This window comes from Variovorax sp. J22R115, assembly GCF_030317005.1.
In the GTDB taxonomy this organism is placed as follows: Bacteria; Pseudomonadota; Gammaproteobacteria; order Burkholderiales; family Burkholderiaceae_C; genus Variovorax.
In genome coordinates, this window is record NZ_JASZYM010000015.1 from 155,368 (window position 1) to 176,735 (window position 21,368).

The 21,368-nt window shown below is 66.8% G+C and carries 22 protein-coding genes; 18 read left to right on the forward strand and 4 right to left on the reverse strand.

Translation table 11 applies throughout. The features are described from left to right. Positions 1-190 precede the first annotated feature (190 nt). Positions 191-1,423, reverse strand: coding sequence for a FliC/FljB family flagellin (locus QTI04_RS25610; protein ID WP_286618000.1), 1,233 nt, complete (start codon positions 1,421-1,423; stop codon positions 191-193). A 244-nt stretch (positions 1,424-1,667) separates the two neighbouring features. Then, complete coding sequence (gene fliE, locus QTI04_RS25615; protein ID WP_286618001.1) at positions 1,668-1,982, reverse strand: flagellar hook-basal body complex protein FliE; 315 nt, start codon at positions 1,980-1,982, stop codon at positions 1,668-1,670. 287 nt (positions 1,983-2,269) lie between these two features. On the opposite strand from fliE, the gene fliF reads away from it, so the two are divergent. From fliF to QTI04_RS25685, 14 genes are all read left to right on the forward strand, one after another. Beyond that, the gene (fliF, locus tag QTI04_RS25620; protein ID WP_286618002.1) at positions 2,270-4,030 is read left to right on the forward strand and encodes a flagellar basal-body MS-ring/collar protein FliF; all 1,761 of its coding nucleotides are present in this window, start codon (positions 2,270-2,272) and stop codon (positions 4,028-4,030) included. Further along, complete coding sequence (gene fliG / locus QTI04_RS25625; RefSeq protein WP_286618003.1) at positions 4,020-5,018, forward strand: flagellar motor switch protein FliG; 999 nt, start codon at positions 4,020-4,022, stop codon at positions 5,016-5,018. Before fliF ends, fliG begins: the two co-directional genes overlap by 11 nt. Further along, entirely contained in the window at positions 5,005-5,793 is a 789-nt protein-coding gene (gene fliH / locus QTI04_RS25630; RefSeq protein ID WP_286618004.1) for a flagellar assembly protein FliH, read from the forward strand. Before fliG ends, fliH begins: the two co-directional genes overlap by 14 nt. A gap of 4 nt (positions 5,794-5,797) precedes the next feature. Beyond that, complete coding sequence (gene fliI, locus QTI04_RS25635; RefSeq protein WP_286604374.1) at positions 5,798-7,219, forward strand: flagellar protein export ATPase FliI; 1,422 nt, start codon at positions 5,798-5,800, stop codon at positions 7,217-7,219. A 5-nt stretch (positions 7,220-7,224) separates the two neighbouring features. Continuing rightward, positions 7,225-7,680, forward strand: coding sequence for a flagellar export protein FliJ (fliJ, locus tag QTI04_RS25640; protein ID WP_286618005.1), 456 nt, complete (start codon positions 7,225-7,227; stop codon positions 7,678-7,680). 16 nt (positions 7,681-7,696) lie between these two features. Then, positions 7,697-9,013: a flagellar hook-length control protein FliK gene (locus QTI04_RS25645; RefSeq protein ID WP_286618006.1), complete on the forward strand. Its 1,317-nt coding sequence runs from the start codon at positions 7,697-7,699 to the stop codon at positions 9,011-9,013. 139 nt (positions 9,014-9,152) lie between these two features. Then, a complete protein-coding gene (locus QTI04_RS25650; protein ID WP_286618007.1) occupies positions 9,153-9,665 on the forward strand; it encodes a flagellar basal body-associated FliL family protein in 513 nt (170 codons plus the stop codon). A gap of 21 nt (positions 9,666-9,686) precedes the next feature. Then, positions 9,687-10,688 carry a flagellar motor switch protein FliM gene (gene fliM / locus QTI04_RS25655; protein WP_286604370.1) on the forward strand — a complete coding sequence of 334 codons (1,002 nt, stop codon included), beginning with the start codon at positions 9,687-9,689 and terminating at the stop codon, positions 10,686-10,688. After that, the gene (gene fliN, locus QTI04_RS25660; RefSeq protein ID WP_286618008.1) at positions 10,681-11,115 is read left to right on the forward strand and encodes a flagellar motor switch protein FliN; all 435 of its coding nucleotides are present in this window, start codon (positions 10,681-10,683) and stop codon (positions 11,113-11,115) included. The genes fliM and fliN overlap by 8 nt, the downstream gene beginning before the upstream one ends. Positions 11,116-11,240: 125 nt before the next feature. Then, positions 11,241-11,681 carry a flagellar biosynthetic protein FliO gene (fliO, locus tag QTI04_RS25665; protein ID WP_286618009.1) on the forward strand — a complete coding sequence of 147 codons (441 nt, stop codon included), beginning with the start codon at positions 11,241-11,243 and terminating at the stop codon, positions 11,679-11,681. Positions 11,682-11,743: 62 nt separating this feature from the next. Then, the gene (gene fliP / locus QTI04_RS25670; RefSeq protein ID WP_336621904.1) at positions 11,744-12,436 is read left to right on the forward strand and encodes a flagellar type III secretion system pore protein FliP; all 693 of its coding nucleotides are present in this window, start codon (positions 11,744-11,746) and stop codon (positions 12,434-12,436) included. Between the two features lie 16 nt (positions 12,437-12,452). After that, a complete protein-coding gene (gene fliQ / locus QTI04_RS25675) occupies positions 12,453-12,722 on the forward strand; it encodes a flagellar biosynthesis protein FliQ (protein ID WP_286618011.1) in 270 nt (89 codons plus the stop codon). Next, a complete protein-coding gene (gene fliR, locus QTI04_RS25680) occupies positions 12,722-13,516 on the forward strand; it encodes a flagellar biosynthetic protein FliR (RefSeq protein ID WP_286618012.1) in 795 nt (264 codons plus the stop codon). The genes fliQ and fliR overlap by 1 nt, the downstream gene beginning before the upstream one ends. Before the next feature lie 64 nt (positions 13,517-13,580). Next, the gene (locus QTI04_RS25685) at positions 13,581-14,171 is read left to right on the forward strand and encodes an NADPH-dependent FMN reductase (RefSeq protein ID WP_286618013.1); all 591 of its coding nucleotides are present in this window, start codon (positions 13,581-13,583) and stop codon (positions 14,169-14,171) included. A 4-nt stretch (positions 14,172-14,175) separates the two neighbouring features. On the opposite strand, the gene QTI04_RS25690 is transcribed toward QTI04_RS25685, so the two are convergent. Further along, complete coding sequence (locus QTI04_RS25690) at positions 14,176-14,829, reverse strand: hypothetical protein (protein WP_286618014.1); 654 nt, start codon at positions 14,827-14,829, stop codon at positions 14,176-14,178. A gap of 126 nt (positions 14,830-14,955) precedes the next feature. Here QTI04_RS25690 and QTI04_RS25695 point away from each other — a divergent pair, with 126 nt between their 5' ends. Next, positions 14,956-15,387, forward strand: coding sequence for a GFA family protein (locus QTI04_RS25695; protein WP_286618015.1), 432 nt, complete (start codon positions 14,956-14,958; stop codon positions 15,385-15,387). Positions 15,388-15,403: 16 nt separating this feature from the next. On the opposite strand, the gene QTI04_RS25700 is transcribed toward QTI04_RS25695, so the two are convergent. Then, positions 15,404-16,045, reverse strand: coding sequence for a LysE family translocator (locus tag QTI04_RS25700; RefSeq protein WP_286604362.1), 642 nt, complete (start codon positions 16,043-16,045; stop codon positions 15,404-15,406). A 105-nt stretch (positions 16,046-16,150) separates the two neighbouring features. Here QTI04_RS25700 and QTI04_RS25705 point away from each other — a divergent pair, with 105 nt between their 5' ends. The 3 genes from QTI04_RS25705 (at position 16,151) to QTI04_RS25715 (ending at position 21,359) form a co-directional block, all read left to right on the forward strand. Further along, a complete protein-coding gene (locus tag QTI04_RS25705; protein WP_286618016.1) occupies positions 16,151-17,323 on the forward strand; it encodes a glycoside hydrolase 100 family protein in 1,173 nt (390 codons plus the stop codon). A gap of 111 nt (positions 17,324-17,434) precedes the next feature. Further along, a complete protein-coding gene (gene glgB, locus QTI04_RS25710) occupies positions 17,435-19,321 on the forward strand; it encodes a 1,4-alpha-glucan branching protein GlgB (protein ID WP_286618017.1) in 1,887 nt (628 codons plus the stop codon). Next, positions 19,314-21,359 carry an alpha-1,4-glucan--maltose-1-phosphate maltosyltransferase gene (locus QTI04_RS25715; protein ID WP_286618018.1) on the forward strand — a complete coding sequence of 682 codons (2,046 nt, stop codon included), beginning with the start codon at positions 19,314-19,316 and terminating at the stop codon, positions 21,357-21,359. Before glgB ends, QTI04_RS25715 begins: the two co-directional genes overlap by 8 nt. Positions 21,360-21,368 lie beyond the last annotated feature (9 nt).

Sequence of the window (21,368 nt, forward strand, 5' to 3'; positions counted from 1 at the left end):
TTCTTTCCTGGAAAACGGGTCATGGAGTGCGGTGGATCGACAGGTTCCGACTCCTGGTTGTGTTCGCTGTCCTCTGCGGCCTGGATACCTGGCCGCAGAGGACAGCGCAGGCGCCCACGGGCTTTCACCCGATGGCCTGCGCGGGCTCGAGACCCTCCGCCGCGGGAGTGGCCTCGGACCCGTTCCTGGTTTAACGCAGGAGGGAGAGCACGCCTTGCGTGGTCTGGTTGGCTTGGGCCAGCACCGAGGTACCAGCTTGTTGCAGGATCTGCGCGCGGGTCATGTTCGACACTTCCGTTGCGTAGTCGGCGTCTTCGATGCGCGAACGCGACGACGACAGGTTGGTGATGGACGTGCCGAGGTTGGTGATCACCGAGTCGAAACGGTTTTGCACCGCACCGAGCGAGCTGCGCAGGTCGTCGACCTTCTTCAGGGCGGCGTCGATGGCAGCCAGGGGGCTGGAGGTCGTGCCGGTCTGCAGGCTGGCGGCGGTGATCTTCGACGTGTCGACCGTGAAGTCAGCGGACGTGCCCGTGCTGGTGTCGGCCGATTGCGGGTCGAGGGCGACGTAGCGGTAAATCGTGCCGCCGCTGACGGCGTCCTTGAAGCCCTGGTTTTGCAGCGCGGATTCGGCAGCTGCATCAGCCACGCTGATCTCGACCTGGGCGTACATGCCACCCTTGCCGTCCACGACCACGTTGCCCGAAAGAACCACCTCGCCGTCAGCCAGGCCCAACTTTTTGGACAGGTCGTCGGGGACAGCTTCGGCCACGGAGTCGGCGGTGATGCCGGTCGTGGCGCCGTAGGCCTTCTCGTAGTCGGCAGCCACCGCCACGGAAGCCGATTGGTCGGCAGAGCCATCGAATGTGAAGGCGCCGACTGCCGTCGGGCCAGCGACGTTGAAGCCGTCCATGCCGAGGGTCTTCGAGCTGATTTCCTTCAGGGCAATGTCGATGGTCTCGCCGTCGTTCGCGCCGACTTGCACGGTCAGGGTCTTGGCAGCCGAAGACAGAACCTTCACGCCGTTGAAGTCGGTTTGGGCCGACGTACGGTCGATTTCGGAGAGACGCTGCTTGATTTCGTCCTGGATCGACGTCAGGTCGGAGGCCGAGTTGGAGCCGTTCGCGGCTTGCACCGACAGTTCGCGAATGCGCTGCAGGTTGTTGTTGACTTCGCTCAACGCGCCTTCCGTCGTTTGAGCGAGCGAGATGCCGTCGTTGGCATTGCGCTGGGCTTGCGTCAGGCCCTTGATGTTGGCCGTGAAGCGGTTGGCAATGGCCTGACCAGCGGCGTCGTCCTTGGCGCTGTTGATGCGCAGGCCGGAAGACAGCCGTTGAATCGCGGTGTTCAGCGACGATTGCGACTTGTTGAGGTTGTTCTGCGTGAGCAGCGAGAGACTGTTGGTGTTGATGACTTGCGCCATGCTCGACTCCTGTTTGACAAAGGTTGTGGACTTCCGGCCTCTGGCCGTAACGCTGGACCCGGACTCTCCGTGAGACTCAAGCCATCGTTGGACTAGTTATCGGCAACGCTTTTCAAACCTTTAGGGCGGGGAACAAAAAACCCGGAACACCACGGAACCGGCTTTGCCGGGCCGAAGGTGTTGCCCCCGGTCGGGGGTAGGCGAAGCGACACGAAGTGCGCGAAGCCTGGGGGCGAGTCCCATGTCAGGCCGGCAGGTTCATGACCTCTTGATATGCAGACACCAGGCGATTGCGGACTTGCAACCCGGTCTGGAAAGCCACATTGGCCTTCTGCAAATCCACCATCACGTCGTTGAGCGCGATCCCCGGCTTGCCGAGTTCGAAGTCTTCGGCCTGCGCATAGGACCTGGTCTGCGCAGTGCTGATGTTGTCCAGCGAACGCTTGAGCTCGACCGCGAAGCCGCCCGTCTCGGCGGCGGCCTGCGTGGGAGCGAATCCGGTCTGGAGCGCGGTAACCCGCATCTGCTGCAGGACGGACTCGATGGCGGCAATCGACATGAGGGACTCTCTTCTCTTGTGAACTTAGGGGTTGCTAAGGAAGCGCGCAGGCGCTCCGTCGTCCTTTCAGCGTACCAAGGGAAGACCCCGATTCAAGCCGTCAACAGACGGCAAAACCCCCCGCTGTTCGGCCCATCGAATCCGGGGTGGCTGCTGACAATCAACCGCGAAACGACAAGTCCGCTGACGACTTCAACGGCCTCCGGCATGACCCCTGATCAACGAATTCCCTCCTTCCACATGACAACGGGCCGCTCCCGCGTACCGGCCATGGCGAGGGCTTGCGCATGAGTTCTGCCGCTGCGCCCCCGAGCGCCACGCCGACGGCGCCTTCGCCCTCCCCGCTCCTCGAACGCCTGCGTGCGCAGCCGAAGCTGCCGCTGATCATCGGAGCCGCCACGCTCGTGGCGGCCGCGGCGGCCTTCACGCTTTGGAACCGCGGCCCGGACTACAAGGTGCTCTACACCAACGTGTCGGACCGCGACGGCGGCGCGATCATCGCGTCGCTCCAGCAGATGAACGTGCCCTACAAGTTCGCCGATGGCGGCGGCGCGATCCTTGTCGCCGGCGACAAGGTGCCCGAAGTGCGCCTCAAGCTCGCAGCTCAGGGCCTGCCCAAGGCGGGCGGGGTGGGCTTCGAGCTGATGGACAACCAGAAGTTCGGCACCAGCCAGTTCGCCGAACAGGTCAACTACCAGCGCGCTCTTGAAGGCGAGCTCGCGCGCTCGATCGAATCCATCGGCACGGTCGAATCGGCACGGGTCCACCTGGCCCTGCCGAAGCCGTCGCTGTTCGTGCGTGAACAGAAGAAGCCTTCCGCCTCGGTGGTGCTGACGCTGGCGCGGGGCCGCAGCATCGACGAAGGCGCGGTCAGCGCGATCGTCCACATGATCTCCAGCAGCGTGCCGGAGCTCGACCCCAAAAGCGTGACGGTGGTCGACCAGCGCGGCAACCTGCTCTCGGCAGCCAACAGCGGCGCGCGCGGGCTGGACGTGAGCCAGCTCAAATATGTCCAGGAGATCGAGCAGGGCTACATCCGCCGCATCGAGACCATCCTGCAGCCCATCGTGGGCGCGAACAATGTGCGGGCCCAGGTGGCGGCGGACATCGACTTCTCGGTGATCGAGCGCACCGACGAAAAGTACAGCCCCAACCAGGGGCCCGGCCAGGCCGCAGTCCGCAGCCTGCAGTCGAGCGAATCGAACCAGCACGGCGGCATGCCGCCGGGCGGCGTTCCGGGTGCGCTGACGAACCAGCCGCCGGTCAATCCGACCGCGCCGATCACCGCGCCCAAGCCCCCCGCCCCGCCGGCGTCGGGCACCCCGGGCGCGGCCGCCAATGCCCCCGCCAATGCCGCCACGAACGCCAATACAACCGGCACCTCCTCCAGCACCTCCGCCCCGACCGGCCCCGGCAGCTCGCGCAAGGACGTGACAACCAACTACGAACTCGACCGGTCGATCCGTCACGTGCAGCAAGGCGCGGGTGCGATCAAGCGCCTGTCGGTTGCCGTGGTCGTGAACTACAAGGATGCCGCCGACGGCTCCGGCAAGACCACCACGCGCGCCCTGACGCCGGTCGAGATCGACCAGATCCGGAATCTGTCCAAGGAAGCCATGGGCTTCAGCCAGGACCGGGGCGATTCGCTCAACGTCGTCAACAGCGCCTTCGCCGAAGACCGCGAAGCGCCGGCAGCCGAAGTTCCGTTCTGGCGCGACCGCGAGAACATCGAGCTCGGCAAGACGATCGGCCAGTACCTGCTGCTCGCCTTCCTCGCGCTCTTCGCCTGGTTCGCGGTGCTGCGGCCCCTGCTTCGCAAGCACCTCGCACCGCCACCCGCGCCCGTCGCGGAGACCCCGCCGCAGGAAGCCGCCGCGAGCGAACCCGCGCTGGATGAGGAGCCCCGGCTTTCGCCGGAAGAAGCCCTGCGCCAGCGCGAAGCACTCCGCCACAAGGCCGACATGGAATACGCCCATCAGCTCGCAGCCCAGGATCCCAAGCTGGTCGCCATGCTGATTCAACACTGGATGAACGCCAATGATCAGTGAACTCGGAACCCGCAAGAGCGCCATCTTGTTGATGGCACTGGGCGAGGACCGTGCAGCGGCCGCGCTGCACCTCCTGCCGACCGCCGAAGTGCAGACGCTCGGCCTCGCGATGGCGAAGCTGAGCTCGGTCTCCAAGGATGAACTCGCCACGGTGCTGGCCGAGTTCCGCGAGGAGACCGAACAGCTCTCCGCGCTGCACCTGGGCTCCAGCAGCTACATCCGTGCGGTGCTGAGGAAGGCGCTCGGCGACGACCGCGCCAGCAATCTGCTCGAGGACATCCTGCAGGCCGACGAGCCGCACAGCGGCATCGAGCGCCTCAACCAGCTCGAAGCCGGCGAAGTGGCGGAACTCATCCGCGACGAGCATCCGCAGATCCTCGCCACGGTGCTCATCCACCTGGACCGCATGAAGGCATCGGAAGTGCTCGAGAAGCTGCCGGCGCGCCTGCGCCACGACGTGATCATGCGCGTGGCCACCTTCGGCGGCGTGCAGCCGTCGGCCCTGAACGAGTTGACCGACGTGCTCACCGAAATGCTCTCCGGCCAGGGCCTGAAGCGCAGCCGCCTCGGCGGCGTGCGGACGGCGGCGGAGATCGTCAACCTGATGAGCAGTACGCAGGAAGAGGAAGCGATCGCCCATGTCCGGTCGGTCGACGAGGCCCTGGCGCAGCGCATCGTCGACGAGATGTTCGTGTTCGAAAACCTCCTGAGCCTGGAGGACCGCAGCATCCAGCGCCTGCTCAAGGACATCGAGTCGGACTCGCTCATCATCGCGCTCAAGGGCTCGCCGCAGGAGCTGCGCGACAAGTTCCTCAACAACATGTCGCAACGCGCCGCCGAAACGCTGCGCGAGGACATGGAGCTCAGCGGTCCGGTGCGCGTATCGCAGGTCGAGGCCGAACAGAAGGCCATCCTGCAGGTCGCACGCCGACTGGCCGAGGCCGGCGAAATCGTGATTGCAGCGCCGGGCACCGATGACTTTGTCTAAGCATCTCCCCTCCCCCGGCGGCACGCTCTCGCGCCTGGCTTCGGCCTATGCGGCCGCCGCGACGCCGGCCGTGTCCGCGCGGCCGGCAAAGCCGGTGCTGTCCGCGTGGCAGCGCTGGGAAATGGACACGCTGAACGAGCCCGAAGCGCCGGCACACCACCGCCAGGCGACGCCGGTCGAGGTGCCGCCGTCTACCGCCCTCGTCCATGCCGCGGAGCTCGCACGCCTGCGTCGCGAAGCGCGCACCGCCGGCGACGTCGAGGGGCGCCGCGAAGGCCATGCCAAGGGTCACGCCGAAGGATTTGCGGAAGGCCGCGCCGAAGGGCTGGCCGCAGGCCTTGCAGCCGCCAGCGCGCATGCCGAACAGCTCAAGGCGCTGTCCGCCAGCCTGCCCGACGCCCTGCGCCGCGCGGAAAGCGAGTTGGCCGACGCCATCCTGACGCTGTCGCTCGACGTTGCGCGCCAGGTCGTTCACCGCACCTTGCGCGCCGAGCCCGAGTGGATCCTTCCGTTGGTGCAGGGGCTGCTACATACCGAGCCCGCGCTGCAAGGCGAACCTCGCCTGTTGCTGCATCCGGACGACGTGGCGCTGGTCAAGAACAGCCTCGGCAACGAGTTGCAGATCGCCGGATGGCAGGTGCGCGCCGACGACACGATCACCCGTGGCGGATGCCGCGTGCAGTCCGCGAATGGCGAGATGGATGCCAGTCTGGAGACACGCTGGAAGAGCGTGGGCGCAGCACTGCACCGCGATGCCGACGCCCAAGGGATCTGAACCGATGCCAGTCGATACCGAGCCCGCCGCGGCCAACCCCCACCTGCAGTCGTGGTTGCGCACCCTGGAGCAGGCGCGCAGTGACGTGAGCCGCAGCGTCATGACCACGCAATCAGGCCGCCTCACGCGTGCCGTCGGCCTCGTGCTCGAAGCGGTGGGGCTGCAGATGCCGGTCGGCAGCGACTGCCTGATCGAGCTGCCTGCGGGCCACCCGCAACGCCATGCCGAGGCCGAGGTGGTCGGCTTCGCCGGTGATCGTCTGTTCCTGATGCCGCAAAGCGAAGTCGCTGGCCTGCTGCCCGGCGCGCGCGTCATTCCGCGGCCGGGCACCACGGGTTCGAGCCTGACCGGCGATGGCCATACCAAGCGGCTGCCGGTGGGCGAAGGGATGCTCGGCCGCGTGGTCGACGCCGCCGGACGGCCGCTCGACGGGCTCGGCCCGCTCGACATCAGCCGCAAGGTGCCGCTGTCGGCGCCGCCGATGAATCCGCTGTCGCGTGCGCCGATCGATTCGGTGCTCGACGTGGGCGTTCGCGCCATCAACGCGATGCTCACGGTGGGGCGCGGCCAGCGCATGGGTCTTTTCGCAGGCTCCGGCGTGGGCAAGAGCGTGCTGCTGGGAATGATGGCGCGCTACACCAGCGCCGAGGTGATCGTGGTCGGCCTGATCGGCGAGCGCGGTCGCGAAGTGAAGGACTTCATCGAGAACACGCTGGGCGAGGAAGGCCTGGCCCGCTCGGTCGTCGTCGCCGCGCCGGCGGACAACTCGCCGCTGCTGCGCTTGCAGGGTGCGGCCTATGCGACCTGCCTGGCCGAATACTTCCGCGACCAGGGCAAGAACGTCCTGCTCATCATGGATTCGCTGACGCGCTATGCCATGGCCCAGCGCGAGATCGCGCTGGCCGTGGGCGAGCCGCCGGCCACCAAGGGCTATCCGCCGTCGGTATTCGCGAAGCTACCCGCGCTCGTGGAGCGGGCCGGCAACGGCGCGCGCGATGCACAGGGCCGGGGCGGCTCCATCACTGCCTTCTACACGGTGCTCTCCGAAGGCGACGACCAGCAGGACCCGATCGCCGATTCGGCGCGCGCCATCCTGGACGGCCACGTCGTGCTCTCGCGAACCCTGGCGGAAGCGGGGCACTACCCGGCGATCGACATCGAGGCATCCATCAGCCGCGCGATGACCGCGCTGATCACGCCCGCGCAGTTCGACACCGTGCGCAAGTTCAAGCAGATGCTGTCGCGCTACCAGCGCAACCGCGACCTGATCAGTGTCGGCGCCTACGCGCCCGGCCACGACCTGCAGCTGGACCAGGCGATCGCGATGTATCCGCGGATCGAGGCCTTCCTGCAGCAGTCGATGGAAGAGCGCACCGACTACGCCGCATCGATCTCCCGCATGAGCAAGCTCTTCGAACCTCACTGACCACCATGACCCGGAAACTCCCCCTCGACACGCTGACCGATCTCGCGCGCACACAGACCGACGATGCCGCGCGGCGGCTGGGCGCGCTGCAGAGCGCGCAACTCAGTTCGAGCCAGAAGCTGGACATGCTGCTGCAGTACCGCCAGGACTACCACGACCAGTTGCACGCACTGATGAACACCGGCCTCCCGACGGCCAAGTGGCGCAACTACCAGGCCTTCCTCGGCACGCTCGATGGCGCCATCGAGCAGCAGCGCGCCATCGTCGCCCAGGCCGCCTCGCGGCTGGACCACGGGCGCGCCGACTGGCAGCACCACAAGCGCCGCCTCAACTCCTTCGACACGCTCGCCGAACGGGTGCGCCGCCAGGAAATGCTGGCGCAGGCCAAGCGCGAGCAGCGCGACAGCGACGAACGATCGACCCGGAAGTTCTTCGACCGCGCCGCGAACCCGCTCCTTTGAAGCACAGGATTTGCCCATGCCCACCCTGATCCCGACTTCCGTCAACGTTCCCGGCACCTCGGTGTCGTCCGCAGGCTCGCGCGGCCGCGGCGCCGAGCAGGCCGAGGGCCGCAGCTTCGGCGCGGTGCTCGACCGCTCGCGTGCCGCCAGCGATGCCGGCACGCAGGAGGCCGCCGCAGACAACGATCCGCCCGCCTCCGCCGCCGGCCGCAAGCAGCCGCGCACCGGCGAGAAGAAGAGCGAGCTGACGGCCGCCGACGTGATGGCGCTGCTGGCGCCGCTGCTGCCGGCGCACATCGCACCGGTTGGCGTGGATGCCAAGGCCGGCAGCGCGAACGGGGTCCGCGCAGCCGGAGATGGCGTCAAGCCGGAAGGCATGCTCGCCGCGTTGTCCGAGGACGCCGCAGCCCTTGCAACCGGCGCGGAGCCCGCGACCGGAGCGGTCGCCGCGTCTGAAGAGGCCAAGGACTCGAAGCCGGCGGCGAAGGAGGAAGCAACCGCGGATCTGCCCTTCAAGGATGCACTCGCGCATTCTGCGTCGGCAGAGGCCGCCAGTGACACCGCGGCGACAGCGAGCGCGGCAACCGAACGCCCTGCGGCCGGCAAGTCCACACCGCCGGCAGCGCCTGCCGACCCGGCGATCGTGGCAACGGGCTCCGCCGACAAGGCCAAGGTTTCGGCAGCGGCGGACAAGGCACAGCCAACGCCGCCATTCGAAGCGGCCGACATCAAGGTGGCCGCAGCCTCGGAGGCGGCAGGCAACTCGCTCGACACTGCCTCCGAATCCAGCCCGCAGCCGTTGCCGCAGCTTCAATCCCTCGCGGGGCAGACGGTCGAACGCTCCAGCCCGACATCGGGCAGCACGCCCGTGCTTTCCGTCGCCCCGCCCGTGGGCAGCGACGAATGGGGCCCTGCGATCGGCCAGCACATGATCCGCATGAACGCCAGCGGCCACCAGGTGGCCGAGTTGAATCTCAACCCGGCTGGCCTCGGCCCGCTCAAGGTGACGCTGACCATGGGCGACAGCCAGGCGCAGGCCATGTTCGTGTCGGCCCACGAAGGCGTGCGCAAGGCCGTCGAGGCGGCGTTGCCGCAGCTGCGCACCACCCTCGCCGAACAGGGCATCAACCTCGGCCAGACCTCGGTCGGCGCCGAGACGCGGCAGCCCTTCGGTCAGGACGCCGCCTTCGCGCAGCAGAACCCCTCGCGGTCGCCGAATCAGCCTGAATACCCGGGTGCCGGCCGCGCCGCAAGCGCTGGGGCGGCAACGGGCGTCTCCGTCCCGTCGGCACCCCTGCGCCGGGCAGGAACGGGCCTCGACACCTTCGCCTGAGCCGAGCCGGCCACGCCCGCCCGCTACTCATTCGGCCATGCGGCAATGGCCGATCTGAAGCGCTTTTCCCCGCTTGATCAGCCGTTCGTTGGCCGGGCAGGTCGCAAAGAATAGACCGAACAAGAAAACCAGCTACACCATGGCTTCCTCACCTCCCGTCGCCAACGTCGCCAACGTCGCCAACGGCGCCAACGCTCCCGCCCCCCGCTCATCGAAGCTGCTCATCGGGCTGATGGTCGGCATCAGTCTCATCGCTTCAGTCGCGGTGGGCTACTTCTTCGTCATCGGTCCCAAGGCCACGGCCGCCACGGAGATCGCCAAGCCGGCGGCGCCGGAGAAGCCGATCTTCGTCACGCTGGAGCCGCTGACCGTCAACCTCCAGAGCGAGGGCCGCGGCAAGTTCCTGCACATCGGCATGTCGCTGAAAGTGCGCGACGAGCCCGCCAAGGCGCAGATCGTCGAATTCATGCCCGAGCTGCGCAGCCGGGCGTTGCTGTTGCTGTCGAACCGCCTGCCCGAGTCACTGATGTCCACCGAGGACAAGAGCAAGCTGGCCGAGGAGATCCGCACCGAACTGAACCGCCCCCTGGCCGACAACCTGCCTCCGCAGGGCATCGCCAGTGTCTCCTTCAACACCTTCGTGGTGCAGTGACCGCGTCGAGGCAAGCAACCCATGGCCTATGAACAGGTCCTCTCGCAGGACGAGGTGGATGCGCTGCTGCAGGGCGTTACCGGCGGCAGTGTCGATCAAACCTCGACGCCTGCGGCGCCCTCCGACGGCCTTCCCGCCTACGACCTCGGCGCGCCCGACCGCGTGGTGCGCAGCCGCATGCACACGCTGGAGGTCATCAACGACCGCTTTGCGCGCGGCCTGCGCGGCGCGCTACTGAACTTCATGCGCCGCAGCCCCGATATCTCGGTGGGACCGGTGCAGATCCAGCAGTACGGCGAGTTCGTGCGGCACCTTCCCGTGCCGGCGAACATCAACATGATGCACATGAAGCCGCTGCGCGGCACCGCCCTTTTCGTGTTCGATCCGAAGCTGGTGTTCCTCGTGGTGGACAACCTCTTCGGCAGCGACGGCCGCTATCACGTGCGCGTCGAAGGCCGCGATTTCACACGCACCGAGCAGCGCATCATCAAGCGCCTGCTGGACATTTCGCTCCAGTGCTATGGCGATGCGTGGCAGCCGGTGTACCCGTTGGATTTCGACTACGTGCGCGCCGAAATGCACGGCAAGCTGGCCAACATCGTCGCGCCCAACGAGGTGGTGATCAACACCACCCTGCAGATCGAGTTCGGCCCCATCGGCGGCTTCCTGCACGTGTGCATTCCGTACTCGATGATCGAGCCGATCCGCGACCTGCTGTCCAACCCGATCCAGGACGAAGTCGAGGTCGACAAGCGCTGGGTCAAGCAAATGTCGCGGCAGATGCAGGCCGCGGACGTCGAGCTCACCGCGGACTTCGTCACGATGTCCTCGACCATCGGCGAGGTCCTCCAACTCCAGGTCGGCGACGTGCTGCCCATCGAACTGCCGTCCACGGTCGTTGCCAAGGTCGACGGCGTGCCGGTGATGGAGTGCGGCTTCGGCACGTCGAACGACCGCTACGCCCTGCGCGTGCAAAACATGATCACTCACCAAGACAGCGATTCGAAGAACGACCATGACTGACAACACTTCTTCCGCCAGCGACGCGGACGACTGGGCCAGCGCCCTGGCCGAACAGACCGCCGCCTCGCCCGCGCCCGCGCCGGCGCCCGAGCCGGCACCGGCGACGGCCCAGGTCTTCCAGCAGATCCAGGAGACGGCATCCAGCGCCGCCAACGTATCGCCCGTCGACATCGCGCGGGTGATGGACGTGCCGGTGCAGCTCACGGCCGAGATCGGCCGCACGCGCATCACCATCAAGAACCTGCTGCAGCTCTCGCAAGGCTCGGTGGTGGAGCTCGACGGACTGGCCGGCCAGCCGCTGGATGTGCTGATCAACGGCTACCTGATCGCGCAGGGCGAAGTGGTGGTGGTCAACGACAAGTACGGCATTCGCCTGACCGACATCGTCACGCCCTCCGAGCGGATGCAGAAGCTCAAAAGTAGATGAAGCACCCCCAGCCTCGCCCACTTCGTGTGGCTCGGACACCCCCTTGCAGGGGGCAATCCCTGCGGCCCGGCGGAGCCGGTTCCGCGGGATTTCTGGGCTTTGGCGCCCGGCTGCTGGCGGCGGCGATGGCGTTTGCGGTGCTGCCGGTGCATGCTGTGTTGCCGACGGTGCCTTCGCCTGCTGCCGAGGCAGCCGCGCCGGTGGTCGGCGCGTCGGGACTGTTGCAGGCCGGGCTCGGCATGGTGGTGGTCCTCGGCCTGATCTTCCTTTGTGCCTGGCTGGCACGCCGCTTCGGGCTGCAGCGCTTCGGTGGCGGTCACGTCGTCAAGGTGGTGTCGAGTTCCAGCGTCGGCCAGCGCGAGCGCGTCGTGGTGGTTGAAGTCGGCGCCACGTGGCTCGTGCTGGGCGTCACCCCCACCCAGATCAACACCTTGCACACGCTGCCGGCGCAGGCTGTGCCCGGCGGCGCGTCCGTCACCGCGGATGTTCAGGCGTTCAAGCCCATCGACCTGTTCGCGCAGAAGCTGCGCGAATCGCTCACCGGCAAGTCAAGCCCGGCCCGATGATGCGCAGCGCTTTTTGTCGAAGCCTTCAGGGCGGCATGGTGCTGCTCGCGGCCACGCTGCCGATGGCGGCATGGACCCAGGGCCTGCCCGGCCTGATCAACACCCCCGGCCCTGGCGGCAGCCAGACCTGGTCGCTCAGCGTGCAGACGCTGGTGCTGCTGACCTCGATGTCCTTCCTGCCGGCGCTGCTGCTGTGCATGACGAGCTTCACCCGCATCCTGATCGTGCTGGGCCTGCTGCGCACCGCCATCGGCACGCAGTCCTCGCCACCCAATCAGATCCTGGTGGGCCTGTCGCTCTTCCTGACCTTCTTCGTCATGTCGCCGGTGTTCGACAAGGTCTACAACGAAGCCTACAAGCCCTTCTCCGAGAACAAGATCAGCACCGACCGCGCACTCGAACGCGGCATCGAGCCCTTCAAGACCTTCATGCTGCGGCAGACCCGCGAGAACGACCTGGCCTTGTTCGCCAAACTCGCGAAGGTGCCCGACATGCAAGGCCCGGAAGACGTGCCGCTGCGCATCCTGCTGCCCTCCTTCGTGATCAGCGAACTGAAGACGGCCTTCCAGATCGGCTTCACCGTCTTCATTCCGTTCCTGATCATCGACCTGGTGGTCGCGAGCGTGCTGATGTCGATGGGGATGATGATGGTGCCGCCCGCCGGCATCGCGCTGCCCTTCAAGCTGATGCTCTTCGTGCTGGCCGACGGGTGGCAACTTCTCATCGGTGCTCTGGCTCAGAGCTTCTATACCTAGGCCTAGGGGAAGCCCCATGACACCCGAAACCATCATGTCGATGGGCAACCAGGCGATCCAGGTGTCGCTGGTGCTCGCAGCGCCGTTGCTGCTGGTGGCCCTCGTGGTCGGCCTGATCATCAGCATCTTCCAGGCCGCGACGCAGATCAACGAAGCCACGCTGTCGTTCATCCCCAAGCTGCTGGCCGTGTTCGTCACGCTCGTCGTCGCCGGCCCCTGGATGCTCGGGCAGATGCTGGACTACATCCGCGCGCTCTTCATGAGCATCCCCCAGCTCGTGGGCTGATGCCTCAGGTTTTCTCCGTCACCTCGGGGCAGCTCACCGCGTGGATGGTGATGTTCCTGTGGCCCTTCGTTCGCATGCTGGCCCTGGTGAGCACCGCGCCGATCTTCAGCGAATCGTGGGTGCCGCGGCGCATCAAGGTAGCGATTGCGGCCATGCTCGCGCTGGTGCTGGGGCCCACGCTGGGGCCGATGCCGGACGTGCCGGTGGTCTCGGCCGGTGGCGTCTGGATCATCGTGCAGCAGGTGCTCATCGGCGCGGCCCTGGGCTTCACCATGCGCATGGTGTTCACCGCGGTGCTCGCCGCCGGCGAATACATCGGCCTGCAGATGGGCCTGTCGTTCGCGTCCTTCTTCGACCCCATGAACGGCGGCGCCACGATGGTGGTCGCGCGCCTGCTGAACATGCTGGCGATGCTGATCTTCGTGGCCGTCGACGGCCATCTGCTGCTGATCGCCACGCTGGCCGAGAGCTTCCAGACGCTTCCCATCGCCGACGCGCCGCTGTCCGGGCAAGGATGGATGTTCCTCGTGGCCGGCGCGTCGCAAATATTTACCAGCGGACTGATGCTGTCGCTGCCGCTGGTCACGGCGCTGCTCACGCTCAACCTCGCGATGGGCATCCTGAACCGGGCCTCGCCGCAGTTCAGCATCTTCGCGGTGGGCTTTCCGCTGACGCTGCTGGCGGGGATCTGGATGCTGCAGCTGCTGATGCCGCACCTTGGCGCCTTCCTCGAACCGCGCTTTGCGGCGGGCTTCGAATCGATGATCCAGTTCACCCAGGCGCTGAGGCGCTGAGAGAGAGAGCTCGCGCAGATGGCCGAATGCGGCGATCATCGGCGTCCGAAAGGGCACGACAACGATGGCCGACAAGATCCTGGTTTTCTATGGCTCCTACCGCTCTGACCGCATGGGCGTACGCCTCGCCGACTACTTGGTCGCCGGCCTCCGGGCCCGCGGCGCCGAAGCGGAGCTGATCGATGCCAAGGATGTGGACCTGCCCATGCTCGACCGCATGTACAAGGAGTACCCGCAGGGCACGGCGCCGGCCGCCATGGAAACCCTGGCGCAAAAGATCCGCGGCGCGGGTGCCTTCGTGTTCGTGACGGGCGAGTACAACTGGGGGCCGCAACCCGGCCTGAAGAACCTGACCGACCATTTCCTCGAAGAGTGGTTCTGGCGTCCCGCTGCCGTGGCCAGCTATTCGGCGGGTCGCTTCTCCGGCGTTCGCTCGGGCACGATCTGGCATTCGATCCTCTCCGAGATGGGGATGGTGGTCGTGTCGAGCACGCTCGCGGTCGGCCCAATCTCCCAGACGCTGGACGCCACCGGTAAGCCCACCGGCAGCGCCGGCGAAGCGCTGGACCGGTCCTTCGGGCGCTTCGCTGACGACCTGGCATGGTGGACCGAGGCGGCGCGGGAGCAAAGGGCGCGCAAGGCGCCGCCCTACTGACGGCTCAGTTGCCCGAAGCGACGACCTGCTGGGCGCAGTTGCCGAACTCGCAGCGCAGGGCCATGGAACGCCCATCGGCGCACGCCACGCTGTAGTGCTCGAATCCCGGCCCCTTGTCCTCCAGCACGGCCCTGGGCGTGGCGCTGCAGTTGCTCGCCTTCGCGAAGTTCTCGGCGACGTAGGTGTCCTGGCCTGTCTTGCGGGGCAGCGACAGCGGGTCGGCCTTGGGCGGAGCCAGATAGGTCACCGTCACGTTCGGATCGAGATTCTTGTAGCCCCTTCGAGCCATGCAGTTGACCAGTGCGGTCTGCTGCATCCTGGGGTCGGCGGGCTCGCCAATCGAACCGTCGGACATCGCTGCGGCGAGGCCGCCGATCGCCGCAGCCGCCACGACCCCCATCGGAAGGACGATCGCCACGCCCACTGCGACGGCGTCCAGGACATCGGTGTTGCCGGGCCCGGTGCGCACGATCCGGATTTTCTGGGCTGCAACGCGGCAGGCATCGAGATCCAGCGCATAGGTGGTCGGTGCCACGCCTTCCATGTCGATCATCGGAAGGTAGGCCGCCCCCTCGCCTTTGCCGGGTTCGGTCGAAGGCGGTGTGGCACAGCCGCAAACGATCGCGGCAGCGCAAGCAGCACTCACGACTCTACGCATCGATGGCTCCTCGTTGATCGCAACTGGGCCGCGATTTGAGCACACGTTTTGTTACCCGTGTAGGATTTCCCGGGACGCAAGGCGCCTGACGATGGCGGGCTGTGGTGAAAACAACAGGAGATGTCCATGCTGGTCCAAGGCGGTTGCCACTGCGGCAACATTTCCTTCGAACTCACCTGGGAGCCGGACCCCTCCGAGATCCCGGCACGCGCGTGCGACTGCTCGTTCTGCACCAAGCATCACGGCGTCTGGACGTCCAACCCGGCCGGCACGTTGAGCGTCAAGGTCGAGGACGAGTCCCTCCTGTCCCGCTATTTCTTCGGCACGCGCACCGCGCAATTTCACGTCTGTGCCCGATGCGGCGTCGTCCCGCTCGTGACTAGCACGGTCGATGAGCACGTCTACGCCGTGGTGAACGTGAATGCATTCAACAGCGTGGCGCCATCGCTGCTCCGTCCTGTTCCGGTCTCGTTCGACGGCGAGAGCATCGAGCTGCGACTGGCTCGAAGAAAGCGCAACTGGATTGCGGACGTGGAGTTTGTCGCGACAGGCCGCTGACAAACCTTGCAGTCACTCAACGTGGCGGCCGCGAGCCCATTGCCGTGAGCACGCCCAGACCAATGAAGGACGTGCCTGCGAGCCGGTTGCCCCACACGGCGTGCCGCTGCGCTCCACCGAGGCGCGGGCCGATGAGGCTCGCGGTCAGCACGTAGATCAGGTCCGTGCAGGCGGCGATGGCGATGAAGACGCCGCCGAGGGCCAGTGTCTGCACCAGCGGGCTGGCATGCGCGTCCATGAACTGCGGCAGGAAGGATGCGAAGAAGAGGCTTGTCTTCGGATTGAGCATCGCCACCACGAAGCCGTCACGGAAGACGCGGCGCAGCGGCTGCACCGGCGGGGCCTTCGGCGTCACTGCCGCGACGGCCGGCGTGGCACGCCACATCCGGATCCCGAGATACACGAGGTAGGCAGCACCCGCCCACTTGACCACCGTGAACGCGGTGGACGACACGGCGAACAAGGCCGCCAGTCCGAGCGCCGCGCCCACGGCATTGGCGAGGTTGCCGAGCGCCACGCCCAGCACGGAAGCCAGGCCGCAGGCGCGTCCCTGAGACAGCGTACGGGCCACGATGTAGACGACGGCGGGGCCGGGCGTGAGCGCCAGCACCAGGCTGGCGCCGATGAAGGCAAGAAGCAGAGGCGTGTCGGGAAGCATAGGAACTCCAGTCTGCGGAGACTGCGAGTATCTCGCAGGCCGCCCCCTGCTGCACATGCCGAAGGCGGGAAGCTGCCCGGCGCTTTAGCCGCGACACTGGAGTCCATGACGAACCTCGACGCCGCCCAACTCGCGTTGATCGACACCTGCGCCCAGGCTTCGATCGAGCTCCTGAAACACAATCTCACGCCGCACGGCATCCTGGCCGCGAGCCGCACCGAGGCAGCCGTGGCGCGGCGCTACACGCGCATCTTCGGGCGCGATGCCGCGATCTGCGTGATGGCGATGTGCGGCAGCGGCGTGCCCACTCTCGAACAAGGCGCTGTGGCCAGCCTCGACGCGCTCGCGGCACAGCAGGCCGCCAACGGGCAGATCCCCAAGTACGTCGATCCGGAAGGCCACGATGCCGATTTCTGGTACCTCGGCTGCATCGACGCCACCCTCTGGTGGCTGATCGCGGTGGACCACGTGCGCCGCCACGGCAGCGTCGGCACCTCGCACTGGAGCGACGAGGTCGGCCGCGCGATCGGCTGGCTGCTGGCGCAGGAGCACCAGCACTTCCGCCTGCTGCAACAGAACGAGGCCAGCGACTGGGCGGACATCATGCCGCGCTCGGGCTACGTGCTCTACACCAACGCGCTCTGGTATGACGTGAAGCGCCGCTACGCGCTGGACCACGCCGAGGCGACGCAGCACCACTTCAACCACCTGTTCAATCCCTTCCAGCGCGACCTGCCCGAGTACCACCGCGCCCGGCTGCTGCGGCACTATGCGCGGCGCGGCCGGCGCGATCCCGGCCTGTACCTGAGCTTCGTCAATCTCTCCGTGGTCGGCGACGAGGGTGATGTGTTCGGCAACGTGCTGGCGATCCAGAGCGGGCTGGCCGATTCCGTCACCGCGCGCCGCATCGTCAGGACCATCGCCGCCGCGAATGCCTCGGAGCCTTATCCCGTGCGGGTGATCCTGCATCCGCTGACGCGACAGCACCTGCTGTGGCGGCCCTACATGGCGCGCCATCAGCAGAACATCGTCCACCAGTACCACAACGGCGGCATCTGGCCCTTCGTCGGCGGCTACTGGGTGATGGCGCTCGCGCAGGTGGGGATGCACGCGCGGGCCTGGACCGAACTCGCCAGGCTGGCGCAGGCCAACGAACTGGGCAACTGGCGTTTCACGGAGTGGTTTCACGGCCGCACCCTGGCGCCGATGGGCATGGCCGGCCAAAGCTGGAACGCCGCGACCTTCCTGCTCGCCCGCCGCGCCCTCGCGGAAACCTGACGAACCCGGCTCAGCGTCAGTAACTGTCCGACACCTGTACGGGCGCTTGGCCCTTGCGCAAGAGCGGGGCACGGGCCTAAAAAGGCGGCTTGCCTCGCAAGGACAGCCACCGTGAGTTCAGTCACCCCGTTCGACGACACCGATGCCTATCTCTTTCGCGAGGGAACGCATTCACGCCTCTACGACACCCTCGGCGGCCGGTTGGACCCCGGCGGCGAAGGCGCTTCATTTGCCGTTTGGGCGCCCAATGCACGCTCCGTATCGGTGATCGGCGAGTGGAACGGCTGGGACGGCTACACGGATTCGCTCTCGCCGCGATTCGATTCGACGGGAGTGTGGGAAGGCCGCTGCCGGGGCGCACGCCATGGCCAGGCGTACAAGTTCAGGATCGTCACGCAGGGCGGGCAGGTGCTCGAAAAGGCCGATCCGCTCGCGTTCTATTCCGAGACCCCGCCGGCCAACGCCTCGCGCCTCTGGGCGCTCGACTACACCTGGGGCGACGACGCGTGGATGCAGACCCGGGCAGCGCGAAACAGCCTCGACGCGCCGATCTCCATCTACGAAGTGCACCCCGGCTCATGGCGCCGCGAGAACGGCCAGCCACTGGACTATCGCGCGCTGGCCCATGCGCTGGCGGACTACGCAGTCTCCGTGGGCTTCACGCATGTGGAACTCATGCCGATCACCGAGCACCCGTTCTATGGCTCATGGGGCTACCAGACGACCGGCTACTTCACGCCGACCGCGCGCTACGGGACGCCGCAGGACTTCATGTACTTCGTCGACCATCTGCACCAGCGGGGCATCGGCGTGCTGCTCGACTGGGTGCCCTCGCATTTCCCGACCGATGCCCACGGGCTCGCCTCCTTCGACGGCACGGAGCTCTACGAGCATTCCGATCCGCGCCAGGGCTATCACCCCGAATGGAATTCAGCCATCTTCAACTACGGCCGTGACGAGGTTCGCAGCTTCCTGATCTCCTCGGGCCTGTTCTGGCTCGACCGCTACCACATCGACGGCCTGCGCGTGGATGCGGTGGCGTCAATGCTCTATCTCGACTACGCGCGCCAGGGCGGCGAATGGATACCCAACCGCCACGGCGGCCGGGAGAACCTCGAGGCCGTGGCCTTCCTGCAGGAACTCAATCGCGCCGTCTACCGCGAGCATCCCGACGCCTTCACGGTGGCCGAAGAATCGACCGCCTGGCCCCAGGTCTCGCGTCCGACGAACATGGGCGGGCTCGGCTTCGGCATGAAATGGAACATGGGCTGGATGCACGACACCCTCGCCTACATGCACGAAGACCCGGTGAACCGGCGCTACCACCACCACCGGCTGACCTTCTCGATGGTGTACGCCTTCACCGAGAACTTCGTGCTGCCGCTTTCGCATGACGAAGTGGTCTACGGCAAAGGGTCGCTGATCAACAAGATGCCGGGCGATGCGTGGCAGCAGTTCGCCAACCTGCGCTCGCTGCTGACCTACATGTGGGCACATCCCGGCAAGAAGCTGCTTTTCATGGGCGGCGAGTTCGCACAGCGCAGCGAGTGGACGCACGAAGGCCAGCTCGATTGGGCCGCCCTCGAATCGCACGAGAACCGGGGGGTGCAGCACCTCGTCGGCGAACTCAATCGCCTCTACCGCGCCGAAGCAGCCTTGCACGAGCTCGACTTCTCATCGGACGGCTTTCAGTGGCTCGAACCCAACGACCACGAGCAAAGCGTGGTGGCCTTCCTGCGGAAATCGCGCTCCGGGGACGCCCTGCTGGTCGTCAGCAACATGACGCCGGTGCCGCGGCAGAACTACTGTGTCGGCGTGCCGCACGGTGGCACCTGGCACGAACTGCTCAACAGCGATGCCTCCACCTTCGGCGGATCGGGCTGGGGCAACCTGGGCGCCGTCGAGGCCGCGCCGATGCGCTCGCACGGACAGCGCCACTCGGTCTGCCTCACGCTGCCGCCGCTGTCCACGCTCTTCCTGAAGGCCGGCGATGCTTAGCCGGCTCTTTAAATCCGCCACGCCCGAAGCCGCCGCACCGGCGCCGGATGGCCGCAGCCGCGCTGTTGTGGATGCCGTGCTACCAGTGGTGGACGGCGGGCGCTTCGCCGTCAAGCGCGTGGCGGGCGAAGCCGTGCGCATCACGGCCCACGTCTTCACCGACGGGCACGATGTTCCGCGAGTGATGCTCCATTGGTGGAAGGACGGCAGCGAGCGCCGCCACGAGCTGCCCATGAAGCTGCGCTACAACGACGAGTGGCACGCCGAGTTCACGCCGCCCGTGCCGGGCCGATACGTCTACACCGTCTCCGCCTGGGTCGACACCTTCGAGTCGTGGCGCCACGAACTGATTCGCCGCGTCGATGCGGACGACATCCGCCTGGCCGCCCGCACCGGCGCGCAGGAGATCAGGGCGGCCGCAGAGCGGGCCAGCGGTGAAGAGCGGGATGCGCTGTCAGGATGGGCAAGCGCGCTCGAAGAAGGCGCGGCCGATGCGAAAATGGATGCGACCACCCTGAAGGCACTGGCGCTCGACGAAGCCTTTGCCGAGACGGCGGCGCGGCATCCCGACCGGCGGCTCGAATCGTACTTCGCCGCGGAACTGCCTCTGGTGGCCGACAGGGAGCGCGCGCGATTCAGCACCTGGTACGAGCTGTTCCCGCGTTCGGCCGGCGACACGCCGGGCGAGCACGGCACCTTCCGCGACGTCGAGAAGCGGCTGCCGCTGATCGCCGCGATGGGCTTCGACGTGCTGTACTTCCCGCCGATCCACCCGATCGGCCGCCTGCAACGCAAGGGCCGCAACAACGCCCTCGTCACCGAGCCCGGCGATGTGGGCAGCCCGTGGGCCATCGGCGCGGCCGAGGGCGGGCACAAGGACATCCTGCCGGAGCTGGGCACGCCAGAGGACTTCCGTCACCTCGTGCGCACGGCCGGGCAACTGGGCATCGACATCGCCATGGACATCGCCTTCCAGTGCGCGCCGGACCATCCCTATGTGAAGGCGCATCCTCAGTGGTTCAGGTGGCGCCCCGACAACACCGTGCAATACGCGGAGAACCCGCCCAAGAAGTACCAGGACATCTATCCCTTCAACTTCGAGAGCACCGACTGGCAAGGGCTTTGGGCCGAACTCAAGTCGGTGCTGGACCACTGGATCGGCGAAGGCGTCACCGTCTTCCGCGTCGACAACCCGCATACCAAGTCCTTCGCCTTCTGGGAATGGGCGATCACCGAAGTGAAGCGGGCGCATCCGGAGATCATCTTCCTGGCGGAAGCTTTCACGCGGCCCAAGGTGATGCACCGGCTGGCCAAGCTCGGCTACTCGCAGTCTTACACCTACTTCACCTGGCGCAACACCAAGGAAGAACTGACCGAGTACTTCACCGAACTCACGCAAGGCCCTGGCAAGGAGTACTTCCGGCCGAACGTGTGGCCCAACACGCCCGACATCCTGCACGCCGCGCTGCAGACCGGCGAGGAACCCGTCTACAAGGCGCGCCTGGTGCTCGCCGCCACGCTCTCGGCGAGCTACGGCATGTACGGGCCCGCCTTCGATCTGATGGAGTACAAGCCGCGCGGGCCATCGAGCGAGGAATACCTCGACTCGGAGAAGTACCAGCTTCGCCACTGGGACTGGAGCGCCGAACAGGGCCTGCGCCCCTTCATCGCACGCATCAACCACATCCGCCGCGCCAACGATGCGCTGCAATCCGACCACACACTGAAATTCCTGCACATCGACAACGACCAGCTCATTGCCTACATGAAAGTATCGCCTGACGGCGACCGGGCGGTGGTCACGGTGGTCAATCTCGATCCGCACCACACCCAGATCGGATGGCTGCATCTCGACCCGTCCGAGATCGGCGTGCCATCGGACCGACCGTTCCAGATGCATGACCTGCTGAGCGACCAGCGCTTCATGTGGCGCGGCAGCCATCACTACATCGAACTCGATCCACATCGCCTGCCGGCGCACGTCATGGCCGTGCGCCGGCGCGTGCGCGACGAGCGGGACTTCGACTACTACGCATAGGGCCGTGCC

What these genes read in the sequence shown, in the direction of transcription:
- fliQ (WP_286618011.1), top strand. Translation starts at nt 12,453, where the DNA reads ATGACACCCGAAACCATCATGTCGATGGGCAACCAGGCGATCCAGGTG.
- fliJ (WP_286618005.1), top strand. Translation starts at nt 7,225, where the DNA reads ATGACCCGGAAACTCCCCCTCGACACGCTGACCGATCTCGCGCGCACA.
- fliF (WP_286618002.1), top strand. Translation starts at nt 2,270, where the DNA reads ATGAGTTCTGCCGCTGCGCCCCCGAGCGCCACGCCGACGGCGCCTTCG.
- fliN (WP_286618008.1), top strand. Translation starts at nt 10,681, where the DNA reads ATGACTGACAACACTTCTTCCGCCAGCGACGCGGACGACTGGGCCAGC.
- QTI04_RS25645 (WP_286618006.1), top strand. Translation starts at nt 7,697, where the DNA reads ATGCCCACCCTGATCCCGACTTCCGTCAACGTTCCCGGCACCTCGGTG.
- fliP (WP_336621904.1), top strand. Translation starts at nt 11,744, where the DNA reads ATGGCGGCATGGACCCAGGGCCTGCCCGGCCTGATCAACACCCCCGGC.
- fliE (WP_286618001.1), bottom strand. Translation starts at nt 1,982, where the DNA reads ATGTCGATTGCCGCCATCGAGTCCGTCCTGCAGCAGATGCGGGTTACC.
- QTI04_RS25685 (WP_286618013.1), top strand. Translation starts at nt 13,581, where the DNA reads ATGGCCGACAAGATCCTGGTTTTCTATGGCTCCTACCGCTCTGACCGC.
- fliG (WP_286618003.1), top strand. Translation starts at nt 4,020, where the DNA reads ATGATCAGTGAACTCGGAACCCGCAAGAGCGCCATCTTGTTGATGGCA.
- QTI04_RS25715 (WP_286618018.1), top strand. Translation starts at nt 19,314, where the DNA reads ATGCTTAGCCGGCTCTTTAAATCCGCCACGCCCGAAGCCGCCGCACCG.
- QTI04_RS25610 (WP_286618000.1), bottom strand. Translation starts at nt 1,423, where the DNA reads ATGGCGCAAGTCATCAACACCAACAGTCTCTCGCTGCTCACGCAGAAC.
- fliO (WP_286618009.1), top strand. Translation starts at nt 11,241, where the DNA reads ATGGCGTTTGCGGTGCTGCCGGTGCATGCTGTGTTGCCGACGGTGCCT.
- QTI04_RS25695 (WP_286618015.1), top strand. Translation starts at nt 14,956, where the DNA reads ATGCTGGTCCAAGGCGGTTGCCACTGCGGCAACATTTCCTTCGAACTC.
- QTI04_RS25690 (WP_286618014.1), bottom strand. Translation starts at nt 14,829, where the DNA reads ATGCGTAGAGTCGTGAGTGCTGCTTGCGCTGCCGCGATCGTTTGCGGC.
- fliI (WP_286604374.1), top strand. Translation starts at nt 5,798, where the DNA reads ATGCCAGTCGATACCGAGCCCGCCGCGGCCAACCCCCACCTGCAGTCG.
- fliR (WP_286618012.1), top strand. Translation starts at nt 12,722, where the DNA reads ATGCCTCAGGTTTTCTCCGTCACCTCGGGGCAGCTCACCGCGTGGATG.
- QTI04_RS25700 (WP_286604362.1), bottom strand. Translation starts at nt 16,045, where the DNA reads ATGCTTCCCGACACGCCTCTGCTTCTTGCCTTCATCGGCGCCAGCCTG.
- fliH (WP_286618004.1), top strand. Translation starts at nt 5,005, where the DNA reads ATGACTTTGTCTAAGCATCTCCCCTCCCCCGGCGGCACGCTCTCGCGC.
- QTI04_RS25705 (WP_286618016.1), top strand. Translation starts at nt 16,151, where the DNA reads ATGACGAACCTCGACGCCGCCCAACTCGCGTTGATCGACACCTGCGCC.
- QTI04_RS25650 (WP_286618007.1), top strand. Translation starts at nt 9,153, where the DNA reads ATGGCTTCCTCACCTCCCGTCGCCAACGTCGCCAACGTCGCCAACGGC.
- fliM (WP_286604370.1), top strand. Translation starts at nt 9,687, where the DNA reads ATGGCCTATGAACAGGTCCTCTCGCAGGACGAGGTGGATGCGCTGCTG.